The sequence below is a fragment of the Streptomyces sp. NBC_00829 genome, assembly GCF_045161795.1.
Lineage (GTDB): Bacteria > Actinomycetota > Actinomycetes > Streptomycetales > Streptomycetaceae > Streptomyces.
Genome location: NZ_CP108867.1, coordinates 6,442,916 through 6,458,294, shown reverse-complemented (window position 1 = coordinate 6,458,294; position 15,379 = coordinate 6,442,916). Strand labels below are relative to the sequence as shown.

Below are 15,379 nucleotides of genomic sequence, written 5' to 3'. Positions count from 1 at the left end.
CGTTCGGGTGGGGAGCATGCCGTGGCCGGGCCGCTGTTCGCGGCCCCGCGCCCGCGGCCGGTCTCGGTGGGCCGCGTTTCACGGCCCCGGTCAGGGTGTGGTTCAGGCCTCGAAGGGGCGGGCCGGCCAGGGGGCCTCGGCGGGGCGCAGCGCGTCGAGGCCGGGGCCGTTCAGTACGGCCGTCAGCGACATCACGCCCACCACCAGGCAGTTGTTGTGCAGGTCCCCGGCGAGCACGCCCTGCACGAGCTCGTCGAGCGGAACCCTGGCGAGCTCCATGTCGGCCTCCTCCTCGGAGACCTCGAAGCGCTCGCCCTCCGCCTCGGAGAGATCACGGGCGAGAAAGATCCGTACGGCCTCGTCGCAGCCGCCCGGCGTGGTGTAGACGTCGGTCAGCACCCGCCAGTCCTCGGCCTTGACGTGCGCCTCCTCGTACAGCTCCCGCTGTGCGGCGTGCAGCGGGTTCTCGCCGGGCACGTCCAGCAGGCCCGCCGGGATCTCCCAGAGCTTGTGGCGCACGGGGTGGCGGTACTGGCGCAGGACCAGGACACGGCCGGTGTCGTCGAGGGCGAGCACCGCCACCGAGCCCGGGTGGACCTGGTAGTCGCGCCGCGCGACCGTACCGTCGGGCATGACCACGTCGTCGGTGCGGATGCCGGTCTTGTTCCCCCGGAACGGCGTCGCGGTCGCGGCGACCTGCCACTGTTCGGGCGTGTCCTTGATGGCCATGAAAGCGTCCTCCCGCGACGTGCAACAGCAACCGGGGTACGCGCCCTGCGGGCTCGTACCCCGGTCAACCGTAGCGCCTGTGCGTTACTTGCCCGTCTTGCGCTGCACCGCGGCCTTCACCAGGCCGGCGAAGAGCGGGTGCGGGCGGGTCGGGCGGGAGCGGAGCTCCGGGTGTGCCTGGGTGGCGACCAGGTAGGGGTGCACCTCGCGCGGGTACTCGACGTACTCGACGAGCTTGTTGTCGGGAGAGGTGCCCGAGAAGAGGATGCCCGCCTTCTTCTCCAGTTCCGCGCGGTATGCGTTGTTCACCTCGTAGCGGTGGCGGTGGCGCTCCTCGACGTAGGGCTGGTCGCCGTAGACCTCGCGGACGATCGAGCCCTCGGCGAGCTTCGCCGGGTACAGGCCCAGGCGCATCGTTCCGCCCAGGTCCCCCGCACCCTCCACGTACGCCAGCTGCTCCTCCATGGTGGAGATCACCGGGTGGGCGGTGGCGGCGTCGAACTCGGTGGAGTTGGCCTCGGGGATCTCGGCGAGGTTGCGCGCGGCCTCGATCACGATGCACTGCAGGCCCAGGCAGAGGCCGAGCAGCGGGATCCGGTTCTCGCGGGCGTAGGTGATCGCGCCGACCTTGCCGGTCACGCCGCGGTCGCCGAAGCCGCCGGGGATCAGGATTCCGTCGACGTCGCCGAGCTGCTTCGCGGCGTCCGCCGGGGTCTTGCAGTCGTCGGAGGTGACCCACTTGACCTTGACGCGGGCCTTGTTGGCGAAGCCGCCGGCGCGCAGCGCCTCGGTCACCGAGAGGTAGGCGTCGGGCAGGTCGATGTACTTGCCGACGAGGGCGATCGTGACCTCGTGGTCGGGGTTGTGGACACGGTCCAGCAGGTCGTCCCACGTGGTCCAGTCGACATCGCGGAACGGCAGGTCGAGCTTGCGCACGACATAGGCGTCCAGGCCCTCGGTGTGCAGCACCTTCGGGATGTCGTAGATCGACTTGGCGTCGATGGCGGCGACCACGGCTGCCTCGTCGACGTCGCACATCAGCGAGATCTTGCGCTTGATCGCGGTCGGCACCTCGCGGTCGGCGCGCAGCACGATCGCATCTGGCTGAATACCGATGTTCCGCAGCGCCGCGACGGAGTGCTGGGTCGGCTTGGTCTTCAGCTCGCCGGACGGTCCGATGTAGGGCAGCAGCGAAATGTGCACGACGAAGACATTGTCCCGGCCGACCTCGTGACGGACCTGGCGGACCGTCTCCAGGAAGGGCAGTGACTCGATGTCGCCCACCGTGCCGCCGACCTCGGTGATGACGACGTCGACGTCGTCCGTGGCCATGCGCCGGATGCGGCCCTTGATCTCGTTGGTGATGTGCGGGATGACCTGGACGGTGTCGCCCAGGTACTCGCCGCGCCGCTCCTTGGCGATGACCTGGGAGTAGACCTGCCCCGTGGTGACGTTGGCCGAGCCGTCGAGGTCCACATCGAGAAAGCGCTCGTAGTGGCCGATGTCCAGGTCGGTCTCGGCGCCGTCGTTGGTGACGAACACCTCACCGTGCTGGAACGGGTTCATGGTGCCCGGGTCGACGTTCAGATACGGGTCGAGCTTCTGCATCGTGACCCGCAGGCCCCGCGCCTTGAGCAGCGCGCCCAGGCTGGAGGCTGTGAGGCCCTTGCCGAGGGAGGAGGCGACACCCCCGGTGACGAAGATGTGCTTGGTCGTCATGGATTTGGGCGGCATCGCCAAGAGGGGGCTCCCGTGGTCGCGAAGTGAGGTGCTTACCGGCGTCCCTCCCGGAGGTGTCGGAAGGTGCCGTCGCTGCGGTTTCGGGGCCTCTGATGAGCACAGGACGGCCACCGGTCCACGGGGTACCAGGGTATCAGCGACGACGGGAGGCTGCTTCCGGCCACGCGACCTCCCCTCCGTACACCGCTCACCTGGGACTCACCCTTGGCTCACCCGTTCGGCGGATTCTTGTTGCCGGGACCGGCGCGCAGATCATTACCGTGCGTCGTATTCTGCTCGGACACTCGCTTGCCGAGCAGATGCAGAGGGGCGCGCGAAGCGCATCGAGCAGGGTGGTGGGCGACGGGTGGGACGGCAGACGACTCCACCCAGGTCCGTCACGCGAATTCACGCGCGTCGACGACCCTTGACCGCAGTAAGCGCCCCGCGGGGCGGACGTGGCCGTTCGACTGGAGATGCACGTGGCCGGGCGCATCGAGGATTACGCACTCATCGGAGACATGCAGACCGCAGCACTGGTCTGCAGGGACGGAACAGCGGACTGGCTGTGCCTACCCCGCTTCGACTCGCATGCCATTTTCGCCGGCCTGCTCGGCACCGAGGAACACGGTTTCTGGAGACTGGGACCCGCTCATTCCGCCGAGGCCGGCCCGCCGGCCGCCGACCGGCGCCGCTACCGCGGGGACTCCTTGATCCTCGAATCGGAGTGGGACACGCCACGTGGCACGGTCCGTGTGACGGACTTCATGCCGCCGCGTGACGGCGCACCCCAGCTGATCCGGATCGTGGAGGGCGTGAGCGGGCGCGTCCCGATGCGCTCCGCGCTGCGCATGCGCTTCAGCTACGGGCGTGTGGTGCCGTGGGTCCACAAGGTCGACGGGCGCACGGTCGCCGTCGCCGGCCCCGACTCGGTCTGGCTGGACACCTCCACGGAGACGTACGGCAAGGACCTCACCACGTACTCCGACTTCACCGTTTCTCCCGGCGAGCGGATCGCCTTCACCATCAGCTGGCAGCCCTCGCACCACCAGCCGCCCGCACTGCCGGACCCGGAGGGCTCGCTGGAGGCCACCGAGGACTTCTGGCGCGAGTGGGTCGAGCACTGCACGTACCACGGGCCCTACCGTGAGGCCGTGGTCCGCTCGCTGATCACACTGAAGGCCCTGACCTACGCGCCGACGGGCGGGATCGTGGCCGCGCCGACGACCTCGCTGCCGGAGGAGATCGGCGGCGTACGGAACTGGGACTACCGCTACACCTGGCTGCGCGACGCGGCGATCACCCTGTCCTCGCTGCTGCGCACCGGCTACCGCGAGGAGGCCCGCGCCTGGCGCGAGTGGCTGCTGCGCGCCGTGGCCGGCGACCCCGAGAACCTGCAGATCATGTACGGGATCGCGGGTGAACGGGAGCTGGGCGAGGCCGAGTTGGACTGGCTGCCGGGCTACGAGGGATCGGTTCCCGTCCGCGTCGGCAACGGCGCCGCGCACCAGCTCCAGCTGGATGTGTACGGCGAGGTCACCGAGGCGCTGCATCTGGCCCATATGACGGGCCTGGCCCGTAACGACTACGCCTCGCTGCTCCAGCTCAAGCTGATCCGCTATCTGGAGAAGCACTGGGACCAGCCCGACGAGGGCATCTGGGAGGTGCGCGGCCCGCGCCGCCACTTCGTGCACTCGAAGGTGATGGCCTGGGTAGCCGTCGACCGGACCATCAAGCTGATCGAGTCCGGGGACGCCGACGGGCCGATCGAGCGGTGGCGCGAGCTGCGCGACGACATCCACCGCGATGTCTGCGAGAAGGGGTACGACAAGGAGCGGAACACCTTCACGCAGTCGTACGGCTCCAAGGAGCTGGACGCCTCCCTGCTGCTGATTCCGCAGATGGGCTTCCTGCCACCGGACGACAAGCGGGTCATCGGCACGATCGAGGCGATCCAGCGCGAGCTGGCCACGGAGGACGGCTTCGTCCTGCGCTACCCCACGGCGGGCGAGGACGCCGGAGTGGACGGTCTGGAGGGGGACGAGGGCGCGTTCCTCGCGTGCTCGTTCTGGCTCGCCGACGATCTCGCGATGATCGGGCGGGTGGACGAGGCGCGACGGCTGTTCGAGAAGCTCCTCTCGCTCCGCAACGACCTCGGGCTGCTGGCCGAGGAGTGGGATCCCCGGCTGCAGCGGCAGGTGGGGAACTTCCCGCAGGCCTTCAGCCATGTGCCCCTGATCGACACGGCCCTGCGGCTGACGGCCTCGGGGGCGTACGGGGGATAGGGCCTTTCTCCTGGAGAAAGCCGGGCACCAGGGCACCGGAGCCCGGCCTGATCCGAAGGACGGGCCATCGGGGCGGCAGTCCGAAGCGCGGCAGGACCGCTCGACCGATCACGTCCGTCCCATCGGGACTACGATGAGAAGGTCCTGTCGCGCCCTCGGAAGGGGGCCACCATGGCGCCCCAAAGCATCACGGAGGCGGCGTTGTCCGGCCTCCGCGGAGAACTGACCGGCGATGCGATCGCCCCCGGAGATCCGGGATACGACGAAGCCCGCGCGGTCTTCAACGGAATGATCGACCGTCGGCCCGCCGTCATCGCACAGTGCGAGACGGGGCCGGACGTGGCCAAGGCGATCCGCTTCGGCCGGGAGAACGACCTGGAGATCGCCGTCCGCGGCGGCGGGCACAGCGTCGCCGGCATGGCCCTGACCGACGGCGGAATCGTCGTCGACCTGCGGCGCATGCACACCGTGGTCGTCGATCCCACCGTCCGCGCGGCCCGCATCGGCGGCGGCGCCACCATGAGCCATCTGGACCGGGCGACCCAGCCCCACCATCTCGCGACCACCGGCGGACGCGCCTCCACGACCGGGGTCGGCGGGTTCACGCTCGGTGGCGGCTCCGGCTGGCTGGAGCGCAAGTTCGGCCTGGCCTGCGACAACCTCATCGCCGTCGAGCTGGTGACCGCCGACGGCGAGACCGTGCACGCCGACGCGGACGAGAACCCGGAGCTGTTCTGGGCCCTGCACGGCGGCGGCGGCAACTTCGGCGTGGCCACGGCCATCACCCTGAGACTTCACGACCTGCCCGCCATGTCGATCGTCATGCTGATGTTCCCGCCGGAGGCCGGACCCGAAGTCCTGCGTACCTACCGCGACTTCGTCGAGTCCGCGCCGGACGAGGTCGGCGGAGGTGTGCTCTATCTGACCGGGCCGCCCGAGCCGTTCGTGCCCGAACGGCTCGTGGGCAAGCTGTTGTGCACATTGCTGGTGACATACGCGGGGCCGGAGGCTGAGGCCCGCGATGTGAGCGAGCCTCTGATGAAGCTCGGCCACCAGGCCGAGGTCATCATGGAGCTGCCCTACGCGGAGCTGCAGTGCATGCTCGACGACCCACCCGGAATGCGGAACTACTGGTCCGCGGAGTACCTCGCCGGCCTCTCCGACGAGGCCTTGGACGTCTTCTGCGCCCGCGCCTCCACCATGCCGGTGCCGTCGGGATCGCAGCACATCCTCTTCCCGATGGGCGGCGCGGTGGCGAGCACGCCCGACGACTATCCGGTGCCGTGGCGCACCGCGCCGTGGGCCGTGCATCCCTTCGGGATCTGGGACGACCCCTCCGACGACGAGCGCGCGAAGCAGTGGGTCAAGGCCGTACGCAGCGATGTGGCGCCGTGGTCGATCGGCGCGACCTATCTGAACTTCATCGGTCACGAAGGGCAGGAGCGGGTCGTCGCGGCCTTCGGCGAGGGCAACTACAAGCGCCTCGCGGCGGTCAAGGCCGAATTCGACCCGGAGAACGTGTTCCGGCTGAACCACAACATCCGGCCGGCGTCCTGAGACGGAGCGCCGGGCCGAGGCCCGCGTGGGCCGAGGGGGTTCGGCCCGTGCTCGGGCGATTTCGGTCCGCAGGCTCCGGGTGATGTGCACGAGTGTGCGAGGCCGGTACCGTCCCGACAACGGGGCACTCCGGGATCTTCCAGATCGCGTGGGCCCCGCCCGGTCCGAGTGAAAGCGCGAGGCAAGAGCCAGTGGAGACGACGCAAGGTGGAATCACGGTGCAGCGGGCGCTCGAACTGCCCGGGCTGCGCGCCGGACTCCCGGAGGTCGTCGCCTGTGCGGAACGGCTCCAGCGCACGGTGCGCTGGGTCCACGCGGGCGAAGTGCCCAACATCGCCTCGCTGCTGAAGGGCGGGGAGCTGCTCCTCACCACGGGCCTCGGACTCGGCACCCGGCCCTCCGAGCAGCGCGCCTTCGTCCGCCAGCTGGCGGACCGCGGGATCGCCGCGCTCGTGGTGGAGCTGGGGCCACGCTTCAGCCGACTGCCGACGGCGATCGTGGACACCGCACGGGCGGCCGGGCTGCCGCTGGTCCAGCTCCACCGCGAGGTCCCCTTCGTCTCGGTGACCGAAGAGGTCCACACCGAGATCGTCAACGGCCACTACGCGCTGCTGCGACGGGCCGAGGAGGTGCACCGGCGGTGTACGGAGGTCCTGCTCGACGGGGGCGGAGTACCCCAAGTGCTCCGGATCCTCGCTGACTTCACCGCGAACCCGGTCTTCCTGGAAACGGCCGACGGACAGCTCCTGTACGCGGCCGGCTCCGATTCCGGGCAGGCCGGCGACGCGGATCCGCTCCAGGTGTGGGACGGACTGCGCGGCCAACGAGAGGCCCGCGAATCCCCGCCGGCGGGGACGGTACTGGTGGACATCCCGGGCGGCGGGCAGGGAACCGCCTCCGTGCGGGCCCGGCTGGTCCTGCTGGCCGTCGGCTCCCCGCTGCTCACCGTCCACCGCATGGCGGCCGAACGGGCGGCCGGGCTGCTGGCCGTCGTTCTCATGCAGGCCCGCCAGGAGGAGGAACTGGCGGCTCGGGGCCGCGGCGACTTCCTGACGGACCTGGCCGAGGGCCGCATCACCGCCGAGGACGCGCCCGCCCAGGCGCGGGTGCTGGGCTTCAAGCCGGGCGACGGGCCGCTGCTGCCGGTCGTCATGCGGCTGGCCCCGGAGCTCTCGCCGTCGGGCAACTGGGCGCTGCTGGCCCGCGCGGTGCTCGAAGAGCTGTCCTCGGTGGGTGTGCCGGTCCTGCTGGGCGTACGGCCCGTGGAGGGCCGTGTGCCGCTGCTGCTGGGCCTGCGCACCGAGTCCGAACGCCTGGCGGTCGCGGACCGGGTCGCGGCGGCGCTGCGTGCGGGTGTGGAACGGGCCGGCCTGGAGCGCGCGGGCGCGCACCCCCCGGTCGTGGTGGTGGGCATGGCGGGCGGCTGGGCGGCGGCGTCCGCGGGCCTGCGCCACGCCTCCGAAACGGCGACGGCGGCGCAGGGCCTGTCCGACCGCCCGTGGTACGACGCCCGCCGCCTGGACATCGATCTGCTGCTGTGGCGGCTGCGGGACCACCCGGATCTGGCGGCCTTCGTGGAGCGCGCGATCGGCCCCCTGCGCGATCACGACGCGACCTCGCGCCCGCCGCTGCTCCCCACGCTCCAGACGTTCCTGGCCCACGCGGGGCGCAAGGCGGAAACGGCCCGCGAACTCCACCTGAACCGCCAGACGCTGTACAACCGCCTGGCCCGCATCTCCGAACTGCTGGGCACGGACCTGGACGACCCGCAGACGGTCCTGGCACTGAGCCTGGCGCTGCGGGCGAGGAGGCATGTGGGGTAGGCGGGGCACGTGGGATGGGCGGGGCGCGGGGCTTGCGGAGTGCCTGCGGAGTGCCTGCGGAGTGCCTGCGGGGCAGGGGATCACCCCCTCGCCACCACCTCGTCGTACACGCTCAGAACCTGCGCAACCGTCTCGTCCTCCGTCGGCCACATCCCCGCCTGCACCCGGCCCGCCGCCGCCAGTTCGCCCCGCCGCTCCGGGTCACCCAGCAGCCGCGCCACCGTTTCGGCCAGCGCCACCGGGTCGCCGTACGGGATCAGTTCCGCCGCGTCGCCCACCAGTTCCGGGATGCCGCCGACCGCCGTCGCGACCAGGGGGGTCCCCAGGCGCAGGGCCTCCTGGGCGAGCAGAGAGCGGGCCTCCCAGCGGCTCGGCAGGAGGGCGACGTCCGCCACGGACAGAAGATCGGCGATGTCGTCCCGGCAGCCCACCAGCCGTACGGGCAGTTCCTCCACGTCGATGCGCCGCTGGAGCGCGCCGCGCCCGGATCCCTCCCCCGCGACGACGACCAGCGGGACGGGGTCCATGCCGCGCCACAGCCGGGCCGCGTCGAGCAGTGTCTCGTACCCCCGGTGCGGTGCCAGGCTGCCCACGGCCAGCAGCAACGGCCGGTCCACCGAACCCAGTTCCGCCCGTGCCTTGCTCTCGGCGTCCGTGCCGCCGTGGGGCGCGGGCAGGGCGACGGGCGCGAGACGGGCGTCGCGCGCACCCCGGCGGCGGGCGCGGTCGACCAGTTCGGAGCAGGTGCCGAGCACGACCGACGCCGCCCGCGCGGCCCTTCGTTCGAGGAGGCGCAGCACGGGGCCCCGCGCGCCCTCGTGGTGGGAGCGGGTGTGCCAGGTGACGACCAGTGGCACGCGCTGCCCGCTGAGCGCCAGTGCGGCGCGTAGGGCGGCGTGCAGCCCGTGCGCGTGGACCACGTCCGCGTCCGCGCAGGCCGCCCGCAGCGCCCCGACGGCGCCCGGGTCGCTCCGCCGCGGCACTGGTGCGAACCGCGCCCCGGCGCCGGGAAAGTCGTAGATGTGGTCCAGTTCGGCGGGGGCGCACACCGTCACCCGCACGCCCCGCGCCACCAGGCCCGCGGCCAGCGACCGGACATGTGCGCTGCTGCCCGCACTTCCACCGCCCAGCACTTGGACCGTACGCAGCTGTGTCACGGGCCAAGGATGCCAGCCCGTACGCACGTTCCGGCACCGTCCGGGTTTCGTGGCCGTGTCCGGGGACCGTCGAAGCGGGCCCGGGATCACTCACACAGGTGATCCGGCGAGGCGGCTGACCTCGCCTCCGTACGCGGCGGCCACGACGAGGGCCGCCGCGTGGAGGGCCAGCCCCGTACGGCCGTTGCCCGCGGCGATCGCGGTGCCGAGCGCCGCGCCCAGGGCGTGGGCCCCGGCGTCACCGATCATGGTCCGCTCGCCCAGGTCCTCGGTGAGGACCGCGGCTGCGGCTCCCATGGGCGCCGCGGCCAGCGCGCCCGCGCCGCCCCTCCGCAGCAGTCCGGGCGCGCCGATCCCGAGCACGGCGAGGCCGGCCCGGCCGGGAGCGACGTCCACGAGATTGACGAAGTGCGCGGTGCCCGCGATGACGATCCCCGCGAGGAGCTTGTCGGCGGGCCGCTCCTTGAGCAGGGCTCCCGCGACGAGCCCGGCCGTCCCGATCCCGAACAGCTTCACGGCCCCACTGGTGACCTCGCCGCCGCGAAGTGCGGACAGATGCGCCCTGAACCCGCGGCGGGGGTCTGCGGCCCCGGCGAGGTCGTCGTACGCCCCGCACGCTCCGGCCACGACCACGGCGATACCGGCCGCGCCACGGGTGCGCGGGGGCAGGGCCGTCCCGAGGGCGGCTCCGACCGAGGCGGCGGGCCCGGCGTAGAGGTCGACGGTGCGGCCCGCGTAGTTCTTCCGCTGCCACTGACCGGGGTCGCCGGGGGCGTGTCGGCGCAGCGCTTCGTACACCCCTCGGGTCGCGCCGGCGGCGGTGAGGAACGCGGCAAGACGACCGCCGGGCAGGGGACTGCGCACTGATGGCATACGGCCAACCCTAGGGTCTCTCGTTTTGACCGGGCCCCCGCGCGGCGCCGGCCCGCCGCGTCGGCACGCGCCGCCTTCGGGGACCGCCCGTTCCCCCGCGCTATCCGTCCGCCCGCGCCGTCGCGAGGAGTTCCTCCGCATGCGCCCGCGCCGTTTCGGAGTCCTCCTGGCCCGCCAGCATCCGCGACAGCTCGCGGACCCTGTCCTCCCCCTCCAGCACCGTCACACCGGACCGGGTCACCGTGCCGTCGTTCGTCTTCTCGACCAGCAACTGCCGGTCGGCGAAGGCCGCCACCTGCGGCAGGTGCGTCACGACCACCACCTGTGCCGACTTCGCGAGCTTCGCGAGACGGCGCCCGATCTCGACCGCCGCCTTGCCGCCCACGCCCGCGTCGACCTCGTCGAAGAGATACGTCGGCACCGGGTCGGTCCCGGCGAAGACGACCTCGACCGCGAGCATCACGCGCGAGAGCTCACCGCCCGAGGCCCCCTTGGCGATCGGCCGCGGGGGCGCGCCCGGATGCGGGGCGAGCAGCAGCTCGATCTCGTCGACGCCGGAGGGCCCGTAGACCACCGACCGGCCCCCGACCTCGACGCCGGACGCCTCGTCGACGGCCTCCGTCTGGCGGATGTCGAACGCCACGCGCGCGTGCGGCATGGCGAGGGACGCCAGCTCCGCGGTGACCGCATCGGCGAACCGCGCGGCGGCTTCCGTACGGGCGTCGGTCAAAGCCTGGGCCAGACCCGACAGTTCGCCGCGCAGCGCGTCCCGCTCCGCCTCCAGCTCCCCGATCCGGTCGTCGTCGCCGTCCAGTTCAAGGAGCCGCTCGGCCCCCTCCTCGGACCAGGAGATGACGGTGTCGATGCTCTCGCCGTACTTGCGCGTCAGCGCGGTCAGTGCCGCCCGCCGCTCTTCCACCGCGGCCAGGCGCAGCGGATCGGCGTCCAGATGGTCGGCGTATCCGGCGAGTTCTCCCGCGACGTCGCCGAGCAGGATGGAGATCTCGCCCATCCGGTCCGCGAGCGCCGCCAGGGCCGGGTCGTGGGCCCGTACGGCGTCCAGCGCCCGTCCCGCGCCCGCGACGAGGGTGGTGGCGTCGACGCCCTCGGGGTCCTCGGGATTGCCGGCGAGCGCGGCATGCGCGACCGACGCGGCCGACGCGAGAGCCTCCGCGTGGCCGAGCCGTTCGGCCTCGGCGGCGAGTTCGACGTCCTCGCCGGCCCGCGGCTCGGCGCCCGCGATCTCGTTCAGCCCGAAGCGCAGCAGATCGGCCTCCTGCGCCCGCTCACGTGCGCGGGTGGTCAGTTCGTCCAGCTCCACGCAGACGGCCCGCAGCCGCCGGTAGGCGGCGACGTACTTGGCGTGCGGCCCGGTGACCGCCCCGCCGGCGTACCGGTCGAGCGCCTCGCGCTGCCGCGCGGGCCTCAGCAGCCCCTGCTGGTCGGTCTGGCCGTGGACGGCGACGAGTTCGTCGGCCAGCTCGGACAGCGTGCCGACCGGCACGGACCGCCCCCCGAGGTGGGCGCGCGAGCGGCCCTCCGCCCAGACGGTTCTGCTGATCAGCAGGGTGCCGTCGTCCAGTTCCGCCCCTGCCTCCTCGGCACGCAGCGCGGCGGGGCCGCCGGAGGGCACACTGATCCGGCCCTCCACCACCGCCGCCTTGGCGCCGATCCGCACCAGCGCGGGGTCGGCGCGCCCGCCGAGCAGCAGCCCCAGACTGGTGACGACCATGGTCTTGCCCGCGCCCGTCTCGCCGGTCACCGCGGTGAAACCGGGTGACAGCTCGACGACAGCGTCGTCGATGACCCCGAGCGACCGTATCCGCATCTCCTCCAACACGGACATGACCATACGAGGTCCGGGGCCCTGTGTGCGACGGACCCCGGCCTCCGATTCACTCTCCCGGGCACCGGCCGGGCGGCCGGTCACCGAGCGTGCGCTAGTGAGGCGCTCCCCGCCACCCCGACACCGGAAGCGCGAATTTCGCGACCAGCCGGTCAGTGAACGACGCGTGGTGCAGCCGGGCCAGCCGCACGGGAACCGCACCGCGCCTGACCTCCACCCGTGCGGCATGCGGCAGTTCGATGGTCCGGCGCCCGTCGCACCAGAGCACACCGTGGGGTGTGTTCGGCTGCACCTCCACGGCGAGCACGGACGTCGGGGAGGTCACCAGGGGCTTGGCGAACAGCGCGTGCGCGCTGATCGGCACCATCAGCAGCGCCTCCACCTCCGGCCACACGACCGGGCCGCCCGCCGAGAAGGCGTACGCCGTCGAGCCGGTCGGCGTCGCGCAGACGATGCCGTCGCAGCCGAAGCCGGTCACCGGCCGCCCGTCGATCTCCAGGACGACTTCCAGCATCCGGTCGGGCGAGACCTTCTGCACGGCCGCCTCGTTCAGTGCCCAGTCCCGGTGCACGATGTCGCCGTTGGTGTGCACGACGACATCGATGGTCATGCGCTCCTCGACCTCGTACGCGCGCGTGACGACCCGGTCGACCACCTTGTCGAGGTCGTCGCGCTCGGCTTCGGCGAGGAAGCCCACCCGGCCCAGGTTGACGCCGAGCATCGGTACCCCCGAGGCGCGGGAGAACTCGGCGCCGCGCAGCAGCGTGCCGTCCCCGCCGAGCACGATCAACAGCTCACAGCCGTCGAGCACGTCGGGTGTGGCCTCGCTCACCGTTTCGACGGACGGTGGCAGCGGCAGATCGGCCGCCTCCGCCGCGAGAACGCGTACGCCGAGGCCGCTGCGCAGCAGTCCCTGGACGACGAGTTCGGCGCTGCGGATCGCCGCCGGCCGTCCTGTGTGCGCGAGCAGGAAAACGGTACGTCCTGGTGTCACTGCCGGTGTCGTTGTCAACGAGGTCCCTCCGCCACTGCACGGTCGACATCAGCCGGATCGAGCTGGGGCGCTCCGGCCCGGAGCCACAGAAAGTACTCGACGTTTCCGGAAGGACCCGGCAGGGGGCTGGCCGTGACGCCGAGGACACCGAGACCGAGCCCGGCGGCCTTGTGCGCCACGTCCCGCACCGTCTGCGCCCGCAGCTCGGGACTGCGGACGACCCCGCCGCTGCCGAGGCGGTCCTTGCCCACCTCGAACTGCGGCTTCACCATCAGTACCAGGTCCGCGTCGGGCGCCGAACAGCGCGCCAGCGCGGGCAGCACGAGACCGAGCGGGATGAAGGACAGATCACCCACCACAAGGTCCACCGGCACTCCGTCGATCGACTCCAGTGTCAATTCACGTACGTTGGTACGGTCCTTGACGGTGACCCGTTCATCACTCTGAAGAGACCATGCGAGCTGGCCGTAACCGACGTCCACGGCCACGACGTGCCCGGCGCCCGCGCGCAGCAGTACGTCCGTGAAGCCGCCGGTGGACGCGCCCGCGTCCAGGGCCCGCCGTCCCTCGATCTTCAGGCCGTGCGGCACGAAGGCGGCCAGCGCGCCGGCGAGTTTGTGACCACCGCGCGAGACGTAGTCGGGGTCGCTGTCGTCGGAGGCGACGACGACGGCCGCGCTGGTCTCGACCTGGGTGGCGGGCTTCGTCGCCGTGTTGCCGCCGACGGTCACCCGCCCCGCGGCGATCAGCTGACTCGCGTGCTCGCGCGAGCGCGCGAGGTTGCGGCGTACCAGCTCGGCGTCGAGGCGGCGGCGGGCCACTCCTGCCACGTTCGGTTCAGCTCCTGTGGTCGTACGAGGGTGAGGACGAGGGCGAGGGCCCCGCGGGCGTCGGCGGACGGGCGTCGAGCTCGGTCAGCGCGTCACGCAGGCCCCGGTGTACATCCTCGTACACCTCCAGATGTCCGTCCGCCGGGAGGTGGTCGGCGTCGGCCAGTCGCTCCAGGCGGGCGTCCACGCCGGCGTTGCCGGTGGGCGTGCGCCGGACACCCAGCGGCGCGGGCGCCGCGGGTTCGTGCGCCTGGGGGGCTGTCGCCGCGGGGGCGGTGGATTCCTCCTGGATCCCCTGCTCATCGCTGTCTGGGCCCGGCATCGAGTCGCTCATGCCCAGACGCTACCGCGAAGCCCTGCGGTACCGTCGGGCACGATGGCGACGACGCAAGAGTGCCGCAGCGCACTCGACAGACTCTCGGACAACCTGGCCAAGGCGGACGGCGACGTAAAGGGCGCGGCCGCGCTCGACCGTTCCCTCAGCTGCCACATCAAGGACCTGGACATCACCTTCTCCGGCCGTCTCGACGACGGCCGGATCAATGTGATGGACACCTTCCAGGGACCGCCGCGCGAGAAGGCACAGATCCGCCTCGCGATGACCGGCGACGACCTGGTGGCGATGGTGAACGGCCAGCTGAACTTCGCGAAGGCCTGGGCCTCGGGCCGGGTCAGGCTGGAGGCCGGCTTCCGCGACCTGCTGCGGCTGCGGACGCTGCTGTAGCGCTTACGGGAGAGGGGCGGCGCCACGCCTGCGCGCCGCCGGCACCACGAGCGGAGTGCCGGACTCCGGGTCTTCGATGACCTGGCTCCTCACTCCGAAGACCTGTTCCACCAGCGCGGCGGTGACCACGTCGGAGGGCGCGCCCTCGGCGACGACCGTGCCCTCGCGCAGGGCGATGAGATGCGTCGCGTACCGGGCGGCCTGATTGAGGTCGTGCAGTACGGCGACGAGCGTGCGGCCCTGGGCCTCGTGGAGCTCCGCGCACAGGTCGAGCACTTCCAGCTGGTGCTGGATGTCCAGGAAGGTCGTCGGCTCGTCGAGCAGCAGCAGCGGGGTCTGCTGAGCCAGCGCCATCGCGATCCAGACACGCTGACGCTGTCCGCCGGACAATTCGTCGACATAGCGCTCTGCCAGGTCTCCGACCCCGGTCGCGGCCATCGACTCCTCGACAATCCGCTCGTCCTGCGGCGACCACTGGCGCAGCAGTCCCTGGTGCGGATAGCGGCCCCGGGCGACCAGATCGGCGACCGTGATCCCGTCCGGGGCGATCGAGGACTGCGGCAGCAGGCCGAGCGTCTTGGCGACCTTCTTCGCGGGCAGGGAGTGAATGACCTGGCCGTCGAGAAGAACGCGGCCCTGGGTGGGTTTCAGCATCCGGGACAGGGCACGCAGCAGGGTGGACTTGCCGCAGGCGTTCGGCCCGACGATCACCGTGAAGGAGTTGTCGGGGATCTCCACCGAGAGATTCTCGGCGATCACACGCTGGTCGTAGCCGAGGGTGACCGATTCCGCGGTGAGGCGCTGCATGGGGGGCGTACTCCTGGATTCGGGGTTCACGGGGT

The 15,379-nt window shown here is 71.9% G+C and carries 13 protein-coding genes; 4 read left to right on the top strand and 9 right to left on the bottom strand.

Annotation, left to right across the window (positions count from 1 at the left end; translation table 11 throughout):
* Window positions 1-102: 102 nt before the first annotated feature.
* On the bottom strand, window positions 103-729 hold the full coding sequence (locus OG293_RS28775) for an NUDIX domain-containing protein (protein WP_406001688.1): 627 nt from the start codon (window positions 727-729) through the stop codon (window positions 103-105).
* A gap of 84 nt (window positions 730-813) precedes the next feature.
* Window positions 814-2,463 (bottom strand): CTP synthase, encoded by a 1,650-nt coding sequence (locus tag OG293_RS28770; protein WP_406001687.1) that lies wholly within the window; start codon window positions 2,461-2,463, stop codon window positions 814-816.
* 467 nt (window positions 2,464-2,930) lie between these two features.
* On the opposite strand from OG293_RS28770, the gene OG293_RS28765 reads away from it, so the two are divergent.
* From OG293_RS28765 to OG293_RS28755, 3 genes are all read left to right on the top strand, one after another.
* Window positions 2,931-4,733, top strand: coding sequence for a glycoside hydrolase family 15 protein (locus OG293_RS28765; protein ID WP_406003741.1), 1,803 nt, complete (start codon window positions 2,931-2,933; stop codon window positions 4,731-4,733).
* A 171-nt stretch (window positions 4,734-4,904) separates the two neighbouring features.
* A complete protein-coding gene (locus OG293_RS28760) occupies window positions 4,905-6,290 on the top strand; it encodes an FAD-binding oxidoreductase (protein ID WP_406001686.1) in 1,386 nt (461 codons plus the stop codon).
* Between the two features lie 191 nt (window positions 6,291-6,481).
* Entirely contained in the window at window positions 6,482-8,113 is a 1,632-nt protein-coding gene (locus OG293_RS28755) for a PucR family transcriptional regulator (RefSeq protein ID WP_406001685.1), read from the top strand.
* Between the two features lie 80 nt (window positions 8,114-8,193).
* On the opposite strand, the gene OG293_RS28750 is transcribed toward OG293_RS28755, so the two are convergent.
* The 6 genes from OG293_RS28750 to OG293_RS28725 all read right to left on the bottom strand — a co-directional run bounded on the left by OG293_RS28750 (window position 8,194) and on the right by OG293_RS28725 (window position 14,147).
* Window positions 8,194-9,270, bottom strand: a complete 1,077-nt coding sequence (locus OG293_RS28750; RefSeq protein WP_406001684.1) for a glycosyltransferase family 4 protein — start codon at window positions 9,268-9,270, stop codon at window positions 8,194-8,196.
* Window positions 9,271-9,360: 90 nt separating this feature from the next.
* Window positions 9,361-10,143: a hypothetical protein gene (locus tag OG293_RS28745; protein ID WP_406001683.1), complete on the bottom strand. Its 783-nt coding sequence runs from the start codon at window positions 10,141-10,143 to the stop codon at window positions 9,361-9,363.
* 100 nt (window positions 10,144-10,243) lie between these two features.
* Window positions 10,244-11,989 carry a DNA repair protein RecN gene (gene recN, locus OG293_RS28740; RefSeq protein ID WP_406001682.1) on the bottom strand — a complete coding sequence of 582 codons (1,746 nt, stop codon included), beginning with the start codon at window positions 11,987-11,989 and terminating at the stop codon, window positions 10,244-10,246.
* Window positions 11,990-12,083: 94 nt separating this feature from the next.
* Complete coding sequence (locus OG293_RS28735) at window positions 12,084-12,983, bottom strand: NAD kinase (protein WP_406001681.1); 900 nt, start codon at window positions 12,981-12,983, stop codon at window positions 12,084-12,086.
* Between the two features lie 14 nt (window positions 12,984-12,997).
* A complete protein-coding gene (locus OG293_RS28730; RefSeq protein ID WP_406001680.1) occupies window positions 12,998-13,813 on the bottom strand; it encodes a TlyA family RNA methyltransferase in 816 nt (271 codons plus the stop codon).
* Between the two features lie 7 nt (window positions 13,814-13,820).
* Window positions 13,821-14,147, bottom strand: a complete 327-nt coding sequence (locus OG293_RS28725; RefSeq protein WP_406001679.1) for a hypothetical protein — start codon at window positions 14,145-14,147, stop codon at window positions 13,821-13,823.
* Between the two features lie 42 nt (window positions 14,148-14,189).
* Between OG293_RS28725 and OG293_RS28720 the strand changes: the two genes are divergently transcribed.
* Window positions 14,190-14,537, top strand: coding sequence for an SCP2 sterol-binding domain-containing protein (locus tag OG293_RS28720; protein ID WP_406001678.1), 348 nt, complete (start codon window positions 14,190-14,192; stop codon window positions 14,535-14,537).
* A gap of 3 nt (window positions 14,538-14,540) precedes the next feature.
* Here OG293_RS28720 and OG293_RS28715 read toward each other — a convergent pair whose 3' ends face one another.
* Window positions 14,541-15,344: an ABC transporter ATP-binding protein gene (locus OG293_RS28715; protein ID WP_406001677.1), complete on the bottom strand. Its 804-nt coding sequence runs from the start codon at window positions 15,342-15,344 to the stop codon at window positions 14,541-14,543.
* Between the last annotated feature and the right edge of the window lie 35 nt (window positions 15,345-15,379).

Excerpts from the sequence above, each read along its gene's own strand:
- OG293_RS28775 (WP_406001688.1), bottom strand. The coding sequence starts at position 729 with ATGGCCATCAAGGACACGCCCGAACAGTGGCAGGTCGCCGCGACCGCG.
- OG293_RS28770 (WP_406001687.1), bottom strand. The coding sequence starts at position 2,463 with ATGCCGCCCAAATCCATGACGACCAAGCACATCTTCGTCACCGGGGGT.
- OG293_RS28760 (WP_406001686.1), top strand. The coding sequence starts at position 4,905 with ATGGCGCCCCAAAGCATCACGGAGGCGGCGTTGTCCGGCCTCCGCGGA.
- OG293_RS28745 (WP_406001683.1), bottom strand. The coding sequence starts at position 10,143 with ATGCCATCAGTGCGCAGTCCCCTGCCCGGCGGTCGTCTTGCCGCGTTC.
- recN (WP_406001682.1), bottom strand. The coding sequence starts at position 11,989 with ATGTCCGTGTTGGAGGAGATGCGGATACGGTCGCTCGGGGTCATCGAC.
- OG293_RS28725 (WP_406001679.1), bottom strand. The coding sequence starts at position 14,147 with ATGAGCGACTCGATGCCGGGCCCAGACAGCGATGAGCAGGGGATCCAG.
- OG293_RS28720 (WP_406001678.1), top strand. The coding sequence starts at position 14,190 with ATGGCGACGACGCAAGAGTGCCGCAGCGCACTCGACAGACTCTCGGAC.
- OG293_RS28715 (WP_406001677.1), bottom strand. The coding sequence starts at position 15,344 with ATGCAGCGCCTCACCGCGGAATCGGTCACCCTCGGCTACGACCAGCGT.